The sequence below is a fragment of the Candidatus Moraniibacteriota bacterium genome, from assembly GCA_016699795.1.
Lineage (GTDB): Bacteria > Patescibacteriota > Minisyncoccia > Moranbacterales.
The window spans coordinates 789,162-809,744 of record CP065011.1 but is presented as its reverse complement, the minus strand read 5'-3'; the positions used below and the strand labels follow the sequence as shown (position 1 = coordinate 809,744).

Here is a 20,583-nt window from a genome sequence, read left to right as displayed (position 1 = left end):
TATGAAAAAGCTTTCTAAAATTTATGAGCCCAAACTTTACGAAGATTCCATTTATACTAAATGGACAGATAGCGGATTTTTCAATCCTGATATTTGTATACAAAAAGGTATTACCAAAAAAAATGCACCCTCTTTTTGTATAGTTCTTCCCCCACCCAATGTAACGGGACATCTTCACATCGGACATGCAGCCATGCTTGCCCTCGAAGATTCCATGATTCGTTATGCTCGAATGACTGGCAAAAAAACGCTTTGGCTTCCAGGAACAGATCACTCAGCTATTGCAACGCAAGAAAAAGTCGAACGTATTCTTTGGCTCAATGAAAAGAAAAATAGGCATGATCTCGGCCGAGAAGAATTTTTGCTTCGTGTACATGAATTTGCCCAAGAAAGTCATGATTTTATCGTCAATCAAATAAAAAAAATGGGATCCTCCCTTGATTGGAGTCGAGAAGCTTTCACTCTGGACGAAAAAAGACATTATGCTGTAAATACCGCTTTCAAAAAAATGTTTGATGATGGCATTATTTACCGAGGAGATCGTATTGTTAATTGGGATCCAAAAATGCAAACAACCGTATCTGACGATGAGGTAGAATGGAAAGAAGAAAGTATCCCCTTTTATTACTTTCAATATGGACCTTTTGTTATAGGAACCTCTCGTCCAGAGACAAAATTTAAAGATAAATATGTCGTTGTGCATCCTGATGATGCAAGATATTCTCAATATACTCACGGGCAAACATTCCAAATAGAATGGATCGACGATACACCCATTACCGCAACACTTATTAAGGATACTGCCATCGATCAAGAATTTGGAACTGGTGCTATGACTATTACACCTTGGCATGACGCTACGGATTTTGAAATAGCAGAGCGCCACAATCTCGAAAAAGAACAAATCATTGATTATGACGGTCGGATGCTTAATATTTCAGAAGAATTTTTGGGTCTTGATATTTTCAAAGCACGGAAAAAAATCATAGAAAAACTTAAGAAAAAAAATCTTCTTGTCCGCATAGAAGAAGGTTACAAGCACAATATAGCAATAAATTCTCGTGGGGGTGGCATTATAGAACCTCAAATAAAAAAACAATGGTTTGTTGATGTAAATAAAACTTTTACACGAAACAACAAGAAAACCACACTCAAAAAACTCATGCAAAATGCCGTAAAAAATAAGGATATTAACATCCTTCCTAAACGGTTTGAGAAAACCTATTTTCATTGGATCGACAATCTTCGCGATTGGTGCATTTCACGACAAATTTGGTATGGCCATCGCATTCCTGTTTGGTATCGAAAAGATGAGTTGTATTGCGACGTTATTCCCCCGAAAGGTTTGGGATGGAAACAAGACAATGACACTCTAGATACATGGTTTTCATCAGGTCTTTGGACGTTTTCCACACTCGGTTGGCCCGAAAAAACAAATGACCTTTCTCTTTATCATCCCAATAACGTTTTGGAAACAGGCTATGACATTCTCTTTTTTTGGGTTGCTCGAATGATCCTTATGAGCACCTATCTTTTGGAAGAAGTTCCTTTCAAAACAGTTTATCTTCATGGTCTTGTTCGTGATGAAAATGGAAAAAAGATGAGCAAGTCATTAGGAAATGTCATTGATCCGTTGGATGTTATTGAAAAATATGGAACAGATGCTGTTCGTCTTTCTCTTCTTTTGGGAAATACTCCTGGAAACGATCTCCGCCTTAGTGATGAAAAAATAGCTCAATATAGAAATTTTACTAATAAGCTTTGGAATATAGCTCGCTTTATTCTAGACCGATCTTCCTCAAAAGAAAGCCCTTCCTCCCTACCAAAGAATATAACGCTTGATTCTTCTTATTTCATACTTTCAAAAATGAAAGCTCTTATTGAAAATGTCACAGAGGATTTTGATCATTTTCGATTTTCTCAAGCAGGCGAACGTCTCCGAGAATTCACTTGGAATATCTTTGCTGATTGGTATATAGAAACTGTGAAATTCGAAAAAAACATTAAAGAAACAGAGGACATTCTTTTGTTTGTTTTCAAAGATCTCCTCAAACTTTGGCATCCTTTTATGCCTTTCGTTACGGAAACACTCTGGGAAAGTTTTCGAAATAAAAAGGAAAATTTACTTCTCGTTTCTTCCTGGCCATCAGCGGATGCTTATTCAAAAAATGTAAAAAATTCAGAAGAATTTCAGATCATTGTTGATATTATAGTGGCTATTCGAAATCTTCGTTCTCATTATCATATAGAACCAGCCAAAAAAATCACACTTATCATTTCCCTTCCCAAAAATTCAGAAAAACTTTTCGATCTTTTGGAAAGAAATGCGAGTCTTATTACTTCTCTCAAAACAGGTATTTCCGAAATTTCATTTCTTATTTCAGAAAATCCAAAAATGCCTTGTCTTTCACAATCCGTATCTGCTCACATTCTTCTCCATATTCCCCAAGAAAATATCATTGATAAAGAAGCTGAAAAATTACGCCTCCAAAAAGAAATTGAAAAACTTACTCTCTATGAAGATTCTCTCAGAAAAAGATTAGATAATCCTTCTTACAGAAATAACGCTCCTGAAAATATAGTAAAAGAATCCCAAGAAAAACTTCATGAAATTCAAAAACAAAAGAAAGAACTTAAACAAATGTTTGAAAAAATAGCGTAATGCTTTATTTTTCTCCAAAATTCTATTTCTTAGCTCTTATTTACGGAATATTTTCTGCTATAGCTTCTTTTCTTTTTCAATCATTTCTCGTAACGTTATTTCCCTCCACAGCCTTTATTCCTTTCTTCCTTTTATTTTCTTTTGTTTTCATAGAAGAAGGAATGAAATTTCTTTTTCTCAAAAAATTATTATCTTCCCAACAGTCAATTTGGAATACAGTTATTCTAGGATTATTTTTTGCTTTAGGCTTTTCTCTTCTCGAAATTTCTCTTATATTTTCCTCTCCTGAAAAAAACATATTTTCCATTGCTGTTTTTTTTCCTTCTTTTATTCACATCATAACTTCAATATTTTGGTCTTTGGGAATTCAAAAATCATCAACCCTTTATATTTTAATTTTTGGCTTATTAGCAATATTTATCCATGGTTTATACAACAGTATTCTCTTGTTATTTTTCTCCTAAAAAACAAAAAACTTGCATGGATTTTTCGAACATATTATAATTAAAAAAGGAAAGGGTAACTTCGTAAATATAAACAAAAATGTATGACAAAAGAAAAACGATCTTTTCTTGAAAGGTTAACTGGAGCAAAGGCCGAAGAATCCTTCCACCAAGGACGGGCTATGCCAGTTTATTCCGATGAAGAAGAAGAAATATCTCAACCAATAGCACCTATAACAACAAATATGGAAACACCAATGCGTCACACTCAACCCGCTTATAGCCCACAAATTCAAACTGATGAACCACGCCCTCAAATGCGTCAGGTTTCAAATTCTTCTGATGATCCAGATGGACAGCTCACTATCGATATGTACCAAACCGAAAATGAGATTGTTATCAAATCCACTATAGCTGGAGTAAAACCTGAAGATCTTGATGTCGCTATCAACAATGACATGATCACTATTCGAGGAGAGCGTTCGAATGAAGAAGAAATTAGTAGTGATAATTTTTATTATCAAGAGTGTTATTGGGGATCTTTCTCTCGCTCTGTCGTTCTTCCTGTCGATGTTATCCCTGATAAATCTGAAGCTTCTCTTAAAAATGGAATTCTTACTATACGCCTTCCAAAAGCCGATATTAATAGAGTGAAGAAAATTCAAGTTCGCGGTTTCTAAACCATTCTATTAAAAAAAGAAAGAAGAAGAATCCTGCAAAATTCTTCTTCTTTTTATTTACAAGAGATTTTTTTCTTTTAACTTCAAGAATGAACTTTCTGTTTAGAAGATCTCTTATTGTACTCTTTCTGTTCTATCAAAAACAAAAACCCTTTTCGAATACCAAAAAATACGCTATGCTCTTCTTATGAGGAAAAAAGGAGTAAACACTATCTCACTCACGTTTTCATCCAAAAACCATTCTTATAAAGATTTACTCATGGTTTTTTTTGTCTTTCCTTTACTATTTATTTCTTCGTCAGATGTTCATGCGGAGATTAAGATTACAAACCCTGCGATATTTCTCTCTGTTGGAGAAAAGTTCTCTGAAACCCTTTCTTGGAAAACCTATAATTCATGGGGATCATTTGATTTTTTTATAAAAACTACTTCAGAACCTTCCTCTTTTGTAAAAACGGATATTTGTCTTAATCCTCACCCTTTGTGTAGCCTTGAAACATCCACAAGAAGCGCTCACCAACGAACACTTCTGAGAGAAGTAATCATTGATAAACAAGCTGTTTATACATATACAGAAAAACTCTTTGAAAAATCAAAAGTAGCTCCAGTGAATGCAAAATTTGAACTTACTGAAGAAAATAGAGTAGATGTTTTTCACCCAGGATCAGATGGTTATCAAATAAAAATTCAAGAAAGCTCAGATAGCATCATAGATGCTTTAGAAAAGATATTTTCATCTCAACAAAAAGAAGATATTACCATCACACTTCCCACAGAAATTATTCCTGCAAAAATAACATCCTCGAATGCAGAAAATTTTGGGATAACTTCTCTTATTGGTGAAGGTCGAAGTAATTTCTCTGGATCTTCTCAAGATCGTCTTTTTAATATTCGCTTTGGTTATGAAAAATATCATGGAGCACTCATAAAACCTGGGGAAGAATTTTCTTTTGTGGAAATTTTAGGAGAGGTAGATGAAAAGAACGGCTGGCGACCAGAGCTCGTTATCCGTAACAACAGAACTGAACCAGAATATGGCGGAGGTATTTGCCAGGTATCCACAACTCTTTTTCGTGCGGCTATATTTTCTGGATTAAAAATTACTATGCGACAAGCTCACTCCTACCCTGTAAAATATTATGAACCTATCGGTTTTGATGCGAGTGTTTATGTGCCTATGCCTGATATGCGATTTGTCAATAACACCCCTGGACACATTCTTATTCAGGGAGAAATAAAAGGGAAAGAATTAATTTTTCGCATATACGGAACAAATGACGGACGAAAAGTAACAGTTGAGGAACCGAGAACGCTAGAAAAAAATGAAGAAAATGGCACACTTAAAACTGTTTTTAAACAAACGGTTTCTGATGCAAATGGTAATATTATTATTGATAAAGAATTTTTTAGCGTCTATGATGATCCAAAAAATTATCCTAAACCGGAAGACGTAGATCTTACCGAGAAACCAAAGGATTGGTCAGAAAAACAATGGGAAGATTATAAAAAACAAATAAAAGAATATCTCAAGAAATCACGCTGAAATTTATAAACTCCCCTGTGTATAATTTCTTCCCGTTAGTTCATCTGGGAGATAACGTTGATTTTCACTTTTTTCTTTGGGGGTATATTTATATCCAACGCCATAACCAATATCCTTCATAAACTTCGTTGGAGCATTTCTTAAATGAAGCGGGACAGGAAGATTCCCATATTGAAGCACATCTTTTCTTGCATATGTATATGCATCATAAGCCACTACCGATTTGGGAGAATTTGCAAGATAGATAACGCATTGTGCAAGGTGGACTCCACATTCAGGCATACCAAGTTTATGACACGCATCAAAAACCGCGTTTGCCAAAAGTAATGCTGTATTGTTGGCAAGGCCTATATCTTCCGACGCAAATCGAACAAGACGCCTCGCTACATACAAAGGATCTTCTCCCCCTTCAAGCATTCTTGTCATCCAATAAACAGAAGCATTAGCATCTCCTCCACGCATAGATTTATGAAGAGCTGATATAATATTAAAATGTTCTTCTCCTTTTTTGTCATAGAGAAGATGTGATGTTTGTAAAATATTTTGAAGTATTTTTTTGGTAATTTTTTTTCCAAATTTTGAACAAGCCTCCAAGGCATTAAGCGCATAACGAGCATCTCCATGAGAAAAACCCACAAGAAGCTCAAGTATACCTTCTTCGAACTCTAGTTTTAGTGTGCCCAAACCTCTCTCATTATCTTGAAGAGCTTGAGATACAATAGCAAAAAGAGCTTCATCTTCGAGACGACGAAGAATAATAACTCGACACCGCGAAAGAAGAGCTGAATTTACCTCAAAACTAGGATTTTCCGTTGTTGCTCCTATAAGAATAACTGTTCCATCTTCCACACTAGGAAGAAGAGCATCTTGCTGAGCCTTATTCCAACGATGAATTTCATCAATAAAAACAAATGTTTTTTGTCTATTTTCAAGATCTTTACGAGCCTTTTCTACTATACTTTGGAGAACCTTTTTTCCCGATGATGTTGCAGAAATATGAACAAAAAAGCCTTTTGTTTCAGAAGCTACTATTCGAGCTAATGTTGTTTTTCCTGTTCCTGGAGGACCCCAAAAAATAAGAGAGGGAACTTGATCTTTTAAAACAGCGTTTCTCAAAAATGAAGATTCGCCCACAATATCAGATTGTCCTGAAAACTCGTCAAATGTCCGGGGCCTCATCCTTTCGGCTAAAGGTGCTATTTCATCTCGTTGACTCCCCATATCCAGAAATATTTTATTCTTATTCGTGATGCTTTTTTTCGTATTCTTCAGCCTCAGCTTTAGTAACATGAATCGTACCATCTGAATGTTCGGCTGGGGAATATACGGTATAAAGACGAAGAGGATCTTTTCCTGTGTTTATAATATTATGTTCGTTTCCGGATGGAATAATTACAGCACTTCCATCTTGAAGAAGAAATTCCTCTCCTGAAATTATAGCCTTTCCTTCCCCTGCTTCAATCCGAATAAACTGATCATGATCCTGATGAGTTTCCAAACCTATATCCTGACCGCTAGGAACAGTCATAAGAACCAACTGCATATGATTGGCCGTGAAAAGCACTTTTCGAAAATTTTCATTTTCAAGGGTATCCTGTTCGAGGTTAACGCTATATCCTTTTTTCATACATATATAATTACTTATTATTTTTCTATAGTATTCTCGTCCTTCTCTGGGGGCAAATTTTTTCGATAAGGAAGATAATCACGAATATTTTTGCTATAGGAAACATCGTAACGATCCACCCGATCATTGGGAATAAGATGTCCAGATTTTACGTCAGAAAAATTCCCCTCAGCATTCAAAACACCCGCTTCATAAAGAACTTCATCGAAGTATCCAGGAAGAATAGTTTTCCATGTTAAAGGAAACTCTATACTAGATATACCTTCTACTCGACGAGTTATTTCATTTGTACAGTTTTTTGTAAGAGTATTATATATTCTCGGCTCATCATAAACATCATTAATATCTTGGGCAAGCGCAAGAAATAAACTTCTCGCATGTTCTGGAGTTGCTTTCGTAGGATAAAGATAGACACGTTCTTTTCGTACATCTGTGCGAAGTCCTACAATATCTTCTTCAGAACCTACCACATAGATAATTTCAAATTGGCGAAAAATACCTAATAATGGAGAAAATTCTTCATCCTTCTCTCTTCTTGTTTCCAAAGAAATCACCGCATGTCTTCCGTTTCGAAAACCAAAGCTAACAAAAATATGCGCCAATCCCTCAAAGTCATCAAAGTGGGAAATAAACACATCTACGGTTTCAATTTTTTTCAAATCAAATTCTCTTGTTTCATATTGAATATCTGCGACGCCTTCTTCTTTCCAATTAAAATTTCTAAAATTTTCTATTTGAACGCGACCGTTTTCAAGAAAAGTAAATTTTGGGAGCTTTTCTTGTCCTAATTCCCAATCACGATCATGTGATGGCTGAAAAAGAATACCCATAAAAAAACGAAAGAGTATATATATGCAAATAATAATACCCACTATTTTGGCAATTTTTTTTATTCTTTTTTTCTTCTGAGAAAAGTCTTTTTTTTCTTCCATATTTATTGTATACCTATTTTTTCTTCTTTCTATTATAGGACCATTACTCATCCCTTTTCGTAAATGAAATTTTCATCCAATTTGCAGTGAAAATTCGAAAATTGCAGAAGAAAATGAAAATTAGTAACAAATCCCATTATACCCCCTTCTTCCTTTTCAACAAAATAGTACCGAACATTCCATCACTTTGAATTTTAAACTATTGACAAAAATGATAAAATGGTGTATAGATATATTACGTTTAGTTCTTTTCTTACAACAACGGAGAGAGATTACCATGAAGATCGTGCTTGTTGTATTCTTATCCCTTATCCTTCTTGGTGGGTGTGTATCAACACCCGAAGGAGAGGCATCTTTTGGCGGAGCCCTCATTGGATCCGCCATCGGCACCGCATTGGGACAGGCAGTAATCGACAGTAGGTATAGGAGGGTTTCGCCTCCTCGTCACATTGTCTATTATGATGATCATCGTCATCATAGACGGCCCCCACCTCCTCCACCTCGTCATTACCACCATGATGACAGGTATGACAGAAGGCCGCCGCCTCCACCCCGCCATCATCGTGATGATGATAGGAGGCACAACAAACCTCCTCGCCATTATCGTGATGACGACAGGAGACATTGGCGTTAACCCGCCACCCCCGATCTCCCTTAAACATAAGGAGGACAAATCAAAAAAAGGAACATTTCAAAGTAATGTTCCTTTTTTCTTTTTCTATACTTTCAAGCACGTCCCTATAGAAAGTTATTTCTTCTGTCGAAATCCAGTTCCAGCTGGAATAAGTCGACCGATAATAACATTTTCTTTCAATCCTCGAAGTTTATCTACTTTTCCAGTTACAGCTGCGTTAATAAGCACACGCGCTGTTTCTTGAAAAGATGCTGCACTCAGGAATGATTCTGTGGAAAGTGCCACTTTAGTTATACCCATAAGAAGTCTGTCTCCTTGAGCGGGTTTTCCTCCCTGGGCTTTCACCTCTTCATTGGCCTCTAAGAAAAGATCTCTTTCTACTACATCATCCGTTACGAAATCTGTATCTCCGGAATCCACAATAAGAATTCTCGAAAGCATTTGACGAATCATAAGTTCAATATGCTTATCATTTACACCTTCACCTTGAGAAGCATATATCTGTTGAATTTCACGAACAATGTAACGATGAAGCGAATCTTGTCCCAATATCTTATAGAGCTTCTTAAGATCAATATGTCCTTCAGTAAGAGGTGTTCCTTTTTTAACAAGATCTCCCTTAGAAACTTGAATATCCACCCCTTTAGGGACTACATATTCCTTTATTTCGATTGATTTGGGTGAAGAAGTTTCTAAAATAATTTTTACAGCTTTTCCTCCATCATCAATTATTTCTCGAACAACACCTTCCTCTTCTACGATAACAGCTTCTCCCTTTGGAGTTCTTGCTTCAAAAATTTCTTCAACACGAGGAAGTCCTTGTGTAATGTCAGCACCTCCTACAACACCTCCGATATGGAACGTACGCATAGTAAGCTGTGTTCCTGGCTCTCCAATAGCCTGAGCAGCCACAGTCCCTACCGCTTGCCCCAATTTAACTAATTCTCCCCGACCAAGATCAATGCCATAACATTTCTGACATACGCCATAATGAGAACAACATGTAATCGCTGTTCGAAGTTTAACTTTTTCAATTCCTTCATCAGCAATGGTTCGAGCTTGTTCTTTGTTTATAAGCTCTCCACATTTTGCAATCACTTTTTTAGTTCCAGGCTTTTTAATATCCTCCACTAAAACACGTCCCTCAACTCGACTAGCAAAATCCTGGCCGATACCATCACTATCTTCTCGATGTATATAAGCTCCTTCAGTATCTCCACAATCCTCTTCACGAACAATAACATCCTGAGATACATCTACTAAACGACGAGTAAGATATCCTGCGGTAGCTGTACGAAGAGCCGTATCTGCCGTTCCTTTTCTTGCTCCGTGAGTAGATATGAAATATTCCAAAACGTTAAAACCTTCTTTGAACGAACTTTTTACAGGAAGTTCAATAGTTTCTCCAGTAGGTCCGGCTACCAAGCCTTTCATACCCATCATCTGAACAACAACTGATTCAGAACCTCTTGCTTTCGAATACACCATTGAATATACAGGACCTTCCTTATCTAATGATTCACGAACAGCATCAGTTATCTTATTTTTCGTTTCATTCCAGATTTCAATCGTTTTTACCTTCTGTTCTTCTTTTGTAAGAAGTCCCATGGCGTATTGCCCTCCTAATGTTATAATCTTTTCTTCCGCCTCTTCAATAAGAGCTTTTTTCTTTGTTGGAACATGTAAATCATTCATTCCCCAACTGATACCTGAGGTGCTCACCGAACGAAATCCGAGATCTTTAATACGATCTATGAAATCAGCCGTTGCTTGTTGTCCCATTAATTCAAGAATTTTCGCTGTAATTTTTTTCAATTCTTTTTTCGTCATTTCCTCATTCACGAAGCCTAATTCTTTTGGCAAAACTTCATTAAACAAAAGTCGTCCAACAGAAGTTTCTTTGATTTCACCGTCGATATCAACTTTAATCTTTGCATTTATAGCAAGAAAATCGTATTCATAAGCCATTATAGCTTCTTCAATTCCCGAGAAAACACGCCCTTCACCCTTCGCTCCTAAATAGATATGGGTGAGGTAGTAAATACCCAAAACCATATCGAGAGTAGGAATAGCAATCGGTTCACCACTTGCTGGTTTCAAGAGATTCTTAGATGCAAGCATGAGTTCTGCACTTTCTTTTCTTGCCTGATCAGTAAGAGGAACATGAACAGCCATCTGATCTCCATCAAAGTCAGCATTGAAAGCTGCACAAACCATAGGATGCACTTGAATAGCTTTTCCTTCTATAAGAACAGGTTGAAAAGCCTGAATAGAAAGTCTGTGCAAGGTTGGTGCTCGGTTAAGAAGAACATAGTGATGGGAAATGATATCGTCCAAGATCTCATAAGCTTCTTCTGTTTCAGCATCTACCATTCTTCCTGCGGTTCGAACATTATGAGCAAATTCTTTTTCAATAAGTTTATTAATAATAAACGGCTTGAAAAGCTCAAGTGCCATTTTTTTCGGAAGTCCAGCTTGATGAAGTTTCAATTTTGGTCCTACCACAATAACACTTCGTCCTGAATAATCGACTCGTTTTCCCAAAAGGTTTTGTCGGAATCGTCCTTGTTTTCCTTTGAGTACATCTGCCAAAGAACGCAATGCTCTTCTTTGTCCAGTAGAAGCAGCAACTGAAGCTTGTCCTCTACGAACACTGTTATCAAAGAGAGCGTCTACAGCTTCTTGGAGCATTCGTTTTTCATTTCTTGTAATAACCTCAGGAGCTCCAAGCTCTTTAAGTTTTCGAAGTCTATTGTTTCTATTGATTATTCTTCGATAAAGATCATTCAAATCAGATGTTGCAAATCGACCTCCATCGAGTGCTACCATTGGTCGCAAATCTGGAGGAATAACAGGTATAAATGTTGGGAGCATCCATTCTAATTTAATATCAGCTCTATAGGCTCCACGAAAGAATTTAAGTCTTTGAAAAGTCTTTTTTCTATCAATAGAATCTACACCTTCTTCAATCTGTTCTTCCAATTTCTTAATTTCAGCTTTCAAATCCATCTTTTCAAAAATACTTCGAACGGCCTCTGCTCCAATACCAGCTGAAAAAACTTGTCCAAATTTTGTAGAAAGATTGAAATATTGAACTTCACTTAAGATTTTCATTGGCTTAAGATCAGAAAGATCTTCTTTTGTTCTCTTGTAAAGATCTTGAAGTTCTTCGTTTTGTTCTTGTCGTTCATCACCATCGAACTTAGCCTGCATTTCTTTACGACGCGAACGATATTCACTTTCTAATTGAGAAAGAGCTTGCTCTCGAGCGTCTTCATTGACACTCATAACAATATAGGAAGCAAAATAAATAATACGCTCTACGTCAGAAGAGGAAATTCCCAAAGCCAATCCAATACGTGAAGGAACTCCACGTAAAAACCAAATGTGAGAAACTGGAGTCGCCAATTTGATATGACCCATTCGCTCACGACGAATAATAGACCGCGTAACTTCTACTCCACATTTGTCACAAACAACGCCCTTATATCGAATCCTCTTATACTTTCCGCAATAACATTCCCAATCTTTTGCAGGTCCGAAAATTCGCTCACAAAACAATCCCTCCATCTCGTAACGCTGAGTACGATAGTTAATCGTCTCTGGCTTAGTAACTTCTCCACTCGACCAATCGGTAATATTTTCCGGACTGGCCAGCTTGAGTCGAACTCCCTCAAAGTCACTCAATTTCGTTATTATATCCATAGTATTCTTCTAGAAAGGTTATAGTGATTGAAACGTTTTTTTATACTTTACTTTGATGATTTGGAAGAAGTTTCTTCTTGAATAGTATCTACGATTTCTTCCTTCAAATTATTTTTTTGATCTTCTTTCTGTTCGTCCGTTTTAGAATACTCTTCAACAATTTCTTCTTCACGACTTCCAATAAGTTCAACGTCCAAACATAATCCTTTCAATTCATTAATAAGCACATGGAAAGATGCTGGTATATTAGGACTCTTAATAGGCTCTCCTTTAATAATTGATTCGTAAGCCTTCGATCGTCCCAAAACATCGTCTGATTTGATTGTAAGCATTTCTTGAAGAGTATGAGCACTTCCATATCCTTCCAATGCCCACACTTCCATTTCTCCAAACCGCTGTCCTCCAAATTGAGCTTTTCCTCCTAAAGGTTGCTGTGTAATAAGTGAGTACGGACCGATAGATCTCATGTGCAATTTGTCTTCCACGAGGTGATTAAGTTTCATCACATACATAACACCAACGGTAGACTTATTATCCAAAAGACGACCGGATTTACCATCACAAAGTTGAGCTTTTCCATCTTCTGGAAGTCCAGCTTTTCTTAATTCTTCTTTAATACGATCTTCAGAAATTCCGTCCAATGCAGGAGTGGCTACTTTATAACCCAATTCTTTTGCTGCCCAACCAAGGTGAGTTTCGAGTATCTGTCCAATGTTCATACGACTCGCTACTCCAAGAGGATTAAGCACCATATCCACAGGAGTTCCATCTGGTAAAAATGGCATATCTTCAACAGGAGCAATTCGAGAGATAACACCCTTATTTCCATGACGTCCCGCAAGTTTATCTCCAACAGATATTTTACGAAGCTGTGCAACAGAAACTTGAATTTGTTCTATAACACCACTCGACAATTTATCTCCTTGTTCTCGAGAAAAAATCTTGATATCAACAATTTTTCCATGCTCTCCATGAGGAAGATATAAAGAGGAGTCTTTTACATCTTTTGACTTCTCTCCAAAAATAGCTCGGAGCAATCGTTCTTCAGCAGTCAAATCACCCTCTCCTTTTGGAGTAATCTTTCCAATAAGAATATCACCCGAAGAAATTTCAGCACCGATACGAATAATTCCTGTCTCATCCAAATTTCGAAGGCGATCTTCTCCAATATTAGGAATATCTCTCGTTACAACTTCTGGCCCAAGCTTGGTATCACGCACATCCAAAACAAAATCTTCAATATGAATTGAGGTGTAACGATCTTGTTGAAGTAAACGCTCAGAAATAATAATAGCGTCTTCAAAGTTATATCCTTCCCAAGGAACAAATGCTACAAGAATATTTTGTCCGAGAGCAAGTTCTCCATTATCAGTTGAAGCTCCGTCAGCCAAAAGATCACCTTTCTTTACTTTATCTCCACGAGACACTCTTGGTGTCTGATTTATACTAGAAAAGGCATTGGATTTAGCAAATGACAACAAAGGATATTCTCTATCAAAATATTTTTTCTTAGTATCTTTGGGAGTTTCTCGAACAATAACCCTTCGTGCGTCAACTGAGATAATCTCTCCTTCTTTCTGGGCCAAAACTACCTGTCCAGAATCAGCAGCAGCTTTATCTTCAATTCCTGTACCCACGATAGGTGAGTCTGGTAAAACACAAGAAACTGCCTGTCGTTGCATATTAGAACCCATCAATGCACGGTTGGCATCATCATGCTCTAAGAAAGGAATAAGTGATGTTGCAACAGAAATACATTGCTTGGCACTAACGTCAATATAATCAATTTTTTCATGAGGAACACTTCCTGGATGCCCATGATCTCTTGCATCTACCATAGGATCGATAATGTTAAAATCATCGTCCATAGTAACGCCAGCATGAGCAATGCTGTGTTTATCTTCAACAATAGCGTTAAGATATTCAATTTTTTCACTTACATAAGGAACAACCATTACTCCTTTATCTCCCATTTTTTTAGCAATTTTTTTAGCAAGCTCTTCTGTAATTTTTTCTCCCGATTGAGCAATTCCTTTGATATTTTCAGAAAGAATTCGTCCCTTTAATTCATCTTTTCCTATTGCTGAATGATTTACCACAAGATAAGGGGTTTCCAAAAATCCATACTCATTAATACGAGCATATGTTGCCATATGTCCTACAAGTCCAATATTTGGACCTTCTGGAGTCTGTACTGGACAAATTCTTCCATAATGAGAATGGTGAACGTCACGGACTTCAAAACCTGCTCGCTCACGAGTTAAACCTCCAGGTCCCATAGCGGATAGACGACGTTTATGTTCAAGCTCAGCTAAAGGGTTAATTTGATCCATGAATTGTGACAACTGAGAGCTTGAAAAAAACTCTTTTATCGAAGCTGCGACAGGTCTTGGATTAATAAGCTGTCCAGGCATAACTGTCGTAATGTCACAGGTACTCATTCTATCTTTGATATTTCGAACCATTCGATAAATTCCCACACGAAGTTTATTTTGAACAAGTTCTCCCACACCACGCACACGACGATTTCCCAAATGATCGATATCATCAGGAAGTGATTCAGGATCATTATTAAGTCGCATTATTTCACGAATAATTTCAACCAAATCTTCCAAAAGAAGAACTCTATTTTCTTCATTATTCTCTCTCTCAATACCTAATCGTTGGTTAAGACGATATCGTCCTACTGATCCAAAGTCATAACGTTCAAAGCTAAAAAACATCGAATCAATCATTTGTTTCGCGTTTTCTTCGGTAGCATAATCTCCAGGACGAAGTCTTTTATAGATTTCGATATATCCTTCTCCACTATTGGTAGAAATATCTTTACTGAGTGTTTGTGTTATAAAATCAGTATCTTTAAATGCATCTTGAGAAAAAAGTTTTACGATTTCTTCATTTGAAGAATATCCGAAAGCTCGAAGTAAAGCTGTAATAGGAGCTTTTCGTTTTCGATCAATTTTTACCCACAATGCACCATCAGCATCCGTCTCAATTTCAAGCCAAGCTCCTCGATTTGGTATAACCTTAGCTCCAAAAAGTTTTTTTCCTTTTTGGTAGTTCATGGTGAAAAAAACTCCGGGGCTTCGAATTAATTGACTTACAACTACTCTTTCTACTCCATTTACAATAAAACTTCCCCGGTCAGTCATAATAGGAAAGTCCCCAAGATAAATTTCTTGCTCTTGGACTTCTCCTGTTTTTTTTATAATTAATTTCGCTTTTGCTCGTAGAGGAGCTTCGTAAGAAAGATTTTTTGCTTTCGTAGTTCGTTCATCAAATTTTGCACGATCAAGATAATAATCAGTGATACTTAATTCCAAATCTTTTCCGGTAAAATCAGTAATAGGATTTACCTCTTTAAAAAGCTCTTCGATGCCTTTGTCCAAAAACCAACGATAAGAATTTGTTTGTGCCTCTATAAGATTTGGCAAGGATACGGTTATGCGTTTTTGAAAGGACTTTCTTCGAGAAAGAGAAGACTTTTCTCCAACGACTTTTTTAACTTTTAATTCTTTGTACTCCGTATGCATAAAAACACACCCATATTCGTCCCTCCCGATAAAACTAGATGGAGAGAAAATAGAGGTTCTTCAATAATTATTTCTTTCTTGTAAAACGAAAAAATGCCATCACCCTTGACACATTTTTCTTAAATTTCTGCGAGCCCGAAAAAAGGAAGAAAATCAGTCCAAATTCTTGAATAGTCCAAACTATAAAGGGAATATCTTCCTTTGTCAAGATATCGAATTAAGATAAAATGATTTTTATTCTAAATATTATACATTACTACTCGTTGTTTCCATAATTTTAGTCTTTATTTCTTCTAAAATATCAAGATTTTCTCGAAGAAATTGTTTTGCCTTCTCTCTTCCAGTTCCTAATTTTATCTCTCCATACGAATAAGAATTTCCAGATTTCTTTACAACTCCACGTTCAGATCCAGTATCTATAAGATCTCCTGAAAGAGAAATTCCTTCATTATACATAATATCAAATTCAGCCGTTCGAAATGGTGGTGCTACTTTATTTTTTACCACTTTTACTTTAACACGATTTCCTACCACTTCATCATTTTTCTTTATCTGAGCTGCTTTTCGAACTTCCAATCGAACAGAAGAATAAAATTTTAATGCCTGTCCTCCTGTTGTTGTTTCGGGGTTACCAAACATCACTCCGATCTTCATACGGATTTGATTGATGAATATAACAGTTGTATTTGCCCGAGAAACGATAGGTGTAAGTTTGCGAAGAGCTTGAGACATAAGACGAGCCTGACGTCCAACATGTTGATCACCCATCTCCCCCTCAATTTCAGCTCGAGGAACAAGTGCCGCCACGGAATCGATAACGATAACGTCGACAACACCACTTCGCACTAATGTTTCCACAATATCAAGAGCTTGTTCCCCTGCATCAGGTTGAGAAATAAGAATATTATCAACATCGACACCTATCTTTTTAGCATATTCAGGATCAAGTGCATGTTCAGCATCCACAAAAGCAGCGGTTCCTCCTTTTTTCTGAGAGTTAGCAATAATATGAAGCGCTAATGTTGTTTTTCCAGAAGATTCTGGCCCATAAATTTCAATCACTCTTCCTCGAGGAATACCTCCTATTCCCAATGCCATATCCAAAGATACAGATCCTGTTGGTATTGCCTCTACATCAACCTTTTTTACATCGCCCAATTTCATAATAATACCCTCCCCGAATCGTTCTCGAATTTCATTTACAACTGCTCCGAGAGTATTTTTTTGATCTTCTGCTGATTTTTCCTTTTTCTTAACCATACTGTTCTTTTCTTAGACTTTATAGAAATTAATTTCTTATGAATCATATCTATTATACATAGTATACGCAATACTAACACACTTTTGCTATTCTTCCTTCATCTTTGAAAAAATTATTTCTTTTTCAGAAATCTTACCTGGAGAGGAATCCAAACTACTCGCTGTTTCATCCCCAAACTGAATATATACATCTTTTCCAATATCAGATGAAATTACAGCTTTTTCATTCCCAAAAAATTCTTTCTTTTCTTTTTTCTGAAGAGTGAATTCCTGAATAGTTCCAGAGTCAATAGATATTTGAATCTTCACTGAGATATTTGATCGATTTTCAAGAAAAAAAGGTAATAATTGTTTTTCGTTTTCAGAAATTTTTTCAACAACATCCTCCCATTCACCTATAACTGTCACTGTTTTTTCTATTTCTTTTTCAAATGCATTTTTTGATCGAAGGACTAATGTGTTTGTTCCCTTTCGAATTTCTATACGTTCAGAAAAATTCCCCGATTCATCGACTAATACTTTTCGATCATTTACATAAAGTTCAGCATTAACATCTGTTTTTCCTTCTAGTAAAACCGAGGATCCTTTTATTATAGAGCCCCCTTCTGGAGATGCTATGAAAATCTGAGGTTCAGAAACGAATTTAGAAAGTCCAGAGTAAATATACCAAAGCCCCCCAAGAAAAAGAAAGAGAAAAAGAAAAGAAATTAAAAAACTCGGCGTAATAGCATGAGATACTAAAGGTTTTGGAGAGCTCCAAAGATTTCTTGATTGCTCCTCATCATTATCTTTTAAAGAAAGATTTTTTGCTATTCCTCTTTCTCTATCAAACAAAACGATAAATCTCTCTTCATCTTCGCCAAGATATCGCGCATAAGAACGCAAAAAACCATGTACATACACAGGGGCGGGTAAAGCATTCATATCTCCTTTTTCAATAGCCTCCAAATACTTTGTTCGTATTCCTGTGTGTTTTGAAATTTCTACCAAACTCAAACCTCGCTCATTTCGAGTTTTTATAATTCTCTCTCCCAGAGTCAGAGAGCGGACTTTCTTTCGTATAAAACCAACTTTCGGTACCATGTAACGAATACTAGCACAGAAAAAACTTAATCGACAATATCTCGCTTATTTTCTTCATCCAAAACAACTTCAGAAATTTTCGAATCAACAAGGACAACGCGTCCTTTTGCGCCATTCTTTGGCCCAATTATACCCTCTTCTTCCAAAGCATCAAGAAGTTTTGCCGCACGGTTATAGCCAACACTTAATTGTCGTTGTAAAAGTGATGCGGAGGCTTCTCCTCCAGAAATAACAAGATTTTTCGCTTCTTCAAAAAGGCTATCTCTTTCACGCTCTTTGCCGTATCGTTCAAAGTCCATATCATCTTCATTTTGAGTTCCTACCTTTTTTTCTATGAGTTTAGTATTTTCATTTTCATTTTGATTTTCAAATTCTTCAATAGACTCACTTATTTCATTCTCTTGATACTTTTTATTATTTTGAATAATAAATTCAACGACAGCTTGTACTTCTTCGGTCGATACATAAACACCCTGAATACGTCGAGGTTTAGGATCTTCTGATATTTTGAAAAGCATATCACCATTTCCCAGAAGTTTTTCTGCTCCTGCTTGATCAAGAATAGTTCGAGAATCAATTTGTGAAGCTACTTTAAAAGAAATTCTTGTTGAAATATTCGTTTTTATAAGACCTGTAACCGTTTCAACACTTGGACGTTGCATACAAAGAATAAGATGTATGCCCACAGCTCTTGATTTTTGAGCTAAACGAGCAACAACAGCCTCGACGTCCTTTTTGTTCGTCATCATAAGATCAGAAAATTCTTCCAGAACAATAACAATGAAAGGGAGTGGTTTCAATTCTTCTTCCCCTTCTTCATATTGATGTGTTCGAATTTTCTCATTATAAGAAAGAATGTCTCTTACTCCCTGTTTTGTTAATAAAGAGTATCGATCTTCCATTTCAATTATTGCCCAGCTAAGAGCTCCTACAGCCTTTTTCATATCAATAATGACACAACCCTTTAATAAAGGAAGGTTACTATATTGAGAAAGTTCAACTTGTTTAGGATCCACTAAAATAAGACGGAGCTCTTTAGGCCCATAAGCAAATAAAAGAGAAAGAATGAGAGAATTTATGCAAACACTTTTTCCTGATCCAGTAGTTCCTGCAATCAATAAATGTGGCATAGATGTCAAAGTTCCGAATACGACTTTTCCGGAAACATCTTTTCCAAGAGCTACAGGAAGTTTCTTTTTTTCAATAAGTTCTTGAAATTGTGGACTTTTCAAAACTTCAAAAAGAGAAACTTTGGCAATTCGTTCATTAGGAACTTCTATACCAATAAGATCCTCTCCCGGAATAGGAGCTTCTAATCGAATTGAATGTGCCTTAAGAGCAAGTGTGAGATTATTCGTTAAACCAAGAATTTTTTCTAATTTAACTCCTGCAGCAGGACGAAATCGATATTGTGTAACCGTTGGCCCAACACGCTCTTCCACAGGAACCACTGCTATCCCAAAATGAGCTAAAGTTTCGACAACAATTTTCTTTTTCTTTTTTGCATCTCCAGAATCTGCAGTTTCACTTGATTTGGAAAGAAGACTCAATGGAGGAAGGGTCCATTTAATAAATTTCTTTTTCTTAGATTTTTTCTTTTTCTCTATTTCTTCCTCGAAGAAGAATTTTCCAATTTTCCCACTCTCATATTCTTTATCTTCCTCGATGTTTTTTTGTTCTCTATTATTTTTATTCTGAAATTCAATATCTGTTATAAAATGATCTTTTTCAAATTGGACATTCGTAACTTGAGGATGCGATATCTCTATCAATGAGTCCTTTTCTTTATATTCAAAATTATCCGAAAATTCATCCCCGTGTATAGTATTCTCACTATTTTCTAAATCATTTAGCTTCTCTATTCCTCCATCAAGCCCCTCATTCACATCCCCTTCGCCTTCCCCTTTCTTACTTTTTAGCTTCGGTATGAAAGGAAATAAAGAGACTCCAAATGCTATAAGCATTCCCGAAAAAAAGAAAATAAAAAGAAAAATAGAAGAAACAAAAAAACCCAAAAGAGGAATCATCGCTGATACTATTATATAGCCTATATATCCACCAGCCCGTCCCTCAAATACAGCTTGAGAAATTTCAGAAGGCTCCACAAAAAGATGAAATATTCCCAAAAGTGCCAAAAAACAAATAACGAGAGAAAAAATACTTACATAATAAAGATGCGCACCTCCTTGCAAAAGAAACCATGTTACTGCAAGAAGTAGAATAGGAAAAATCCATTTTCCCCAGCCAAAAATCATACCAGAGAAAGAATTTGCATATTCTCCTAAAATTCCAGCACTTGAAAAGAAAGAAAAAGTAAAAAATATAAAAAAAGCAAAAGTAAACAAAGCAGCGACACTTCTTCGAATTTCTCTTGTTGAGCCAAAAAATCGAAACCACTCCACAGAAGAATTCTTTTTATCCTCCTTCTCGCTTTTTTCTTTTTCTTTTATTTTTTTATCCTTTTCCATAAAATATAAATAT

Annotated in this window: 12 protein-coding genes; 4 read left to right on the top strand and 8 right to left on the bottom strand. The window is 36.2% G+C overall.

Annotated features, from left to right (window positions below; translation table 11 throughout):
* Position 1: 1 nt before the first annotated feature.
* The 4 genes from IPN70_03770 to IPN70_03755 all read left to right on the top strand — a co-directional run bounded on the left by IPN70_03770 (position 2) and on the right by IPN70_03755 (position 5,328).
* Positions 2-2,662, top strand: a complete 2,661-nt coding sequence (locus IPN70_03770) for a valine--tRNA ligase (GenBank protein QQS60981.1) — start codon at positions 2-4, stop codon at positions 2,660-2,662.
* Positions 2,662-3,126 carry a PrsW family intramembrane metalloprotease gene (locus IPN70_03765; GenBank protein QQS60980.1) on the top strand — a complete coding sequence of 155 codons (465 nt, stop codon included), beginning with the start codon at positions 2,662-2,664 and terminating at the stop codon, positions 3,124-3,126. The genes IPN70_03770 and IPN70_03765 overlap by 1 nt, the downstream gene beginning before the upstream one ends.
* An 83-nt stretch (positions 3,127-3,209) precedes the next feature.
* The gene (locus IPN70_03760; GenBank protein QQS60979.1) at positions 3,210-3,785 is read left to right on the top strand and encodes an Hsp20/alpha crystallin family protein; all 576 of its coding nucleotides are present in this window, start codon (positions 3,210-3,212) and stop codon (positions 3,783-3,785) included.
* A 259-nt stretch (positions 3,786-4,044) separates the two neighbouring features.
* On the top strand, positions 4,045-5,328 hold the full coding sequence (locus IPN70_03755; protein QQS60978.1) for a VanW family protein: 1,284 nt from the start codon (positions 4,045-4,047) through the stop codon (positions 5,326-5,328).
* Between the two features lie 3 nt (positions 5,329-5,331).
* Here IPN70_03755 and IPN70_03750 read toward each other — a convergent pair whose 3' ends face one another.
* From IPN70_03750 to IPN70_03715, 8 genes are all read right to left on the bottom strand, one after another.
* Positions 5,332-6,549 (bottom strand): replication-associated recombination protein A, encoded by a 1,218-nt coding sequence (locus IPN70_03750; GenBank protein QQS60977.1) that lies wholly within the window; start codon positions 6,547-6,549, stop codon positions 5,332-5,334.
* A gap of 19 nt (positions 6,550-6,568) precedes the next feature.
* Positions 6,569-6,955: a cupin domain-containing protein gene (locus IPN70_03745; GenBank protein QQS60976.1), complete on the bottom strand. Its 387-nt coding sequence runs from the start codon at positions 6,953-6,955 to the stop codon at positions 6,569-6,571.
* Between the two features lie 17 nt (positions 6,956-6,972).
* A complete protein-coding gene (locus tag IPN70_03740; protein ID QQS60975.1) occupies positions 6,973-7,887 on the bottom strand; it encodes a DUF4105 domain-containing protein in 915 nt (304 codons plus the stop codon).
* 748 nt (positions 7,888-8,635) lie between these two features.
* Positions 8,636-12,217 carry a DNA-directed RNA polymerase subunit beta' gene (gene rpoC / locus IPN70_03735; GenBank protein ID QQS61854.1) on the bottom strand — a complete coding sequence of 1,194 codons (3,582 nt, stop codon included), beginning with the start codon at positions 12,215-12,217 and terminating at the stop codon, positions 8,636-8,638.
* Positions 12,218-12,273: 56 nt separating this feature from the next.
* Positions 12,274-15,759 (bottom strand): DNA-directed RNA polymerase subunit beta, encoded by a 3,486-nt coding sequence (locus tag IPN70_03730; GenBank protein ID QQS60974.1) that lies wholly within the window; start codon positions 15,757-15,759, stop codon positions 12,274-12,276.
* A 246-nt stretch (positions 15,760-16,005) separates the two neighbouring features.
* Positions 16,006-17,019: a recombinase RecA gene (gene recA / locus IPN70_03725; protein QQS60973.1), complete on the bottom strand. Its 1,014-nt coding sequence runs from the start codon at positions 17,017-17,019 to the stop codon at positions 16,006-16,008.
* A gap of 87 nt (positions 17,020-17,106) precedes the next feature.
* Positions 17,107-18,102, bottom strand: coding sequence for a helix-turn-helix domain-containing protein (locus tag IPN70_03720; protein ID QQS60972.1), 996 nt, complete (start codon positions 18,100-18,102; stop codon positions 17,107-17,109).
* Positions 18,103-18,128: 26 nt separating this feature from the next.
* Positions 18,129-20,570: a DNA translocase FtsK 4TM domain-containing protein gene (locus IPN70_03715; GenBank protein ID QQS60971.1), complete on the bottom strand. Its 2,442-nt coding sequence runs from the start codon at positions 20,568-20,570 to the stop codon at positions 18,129-18,131.
* Positions 20,571-20,583 lie beyond the last annotated feature (13 nt).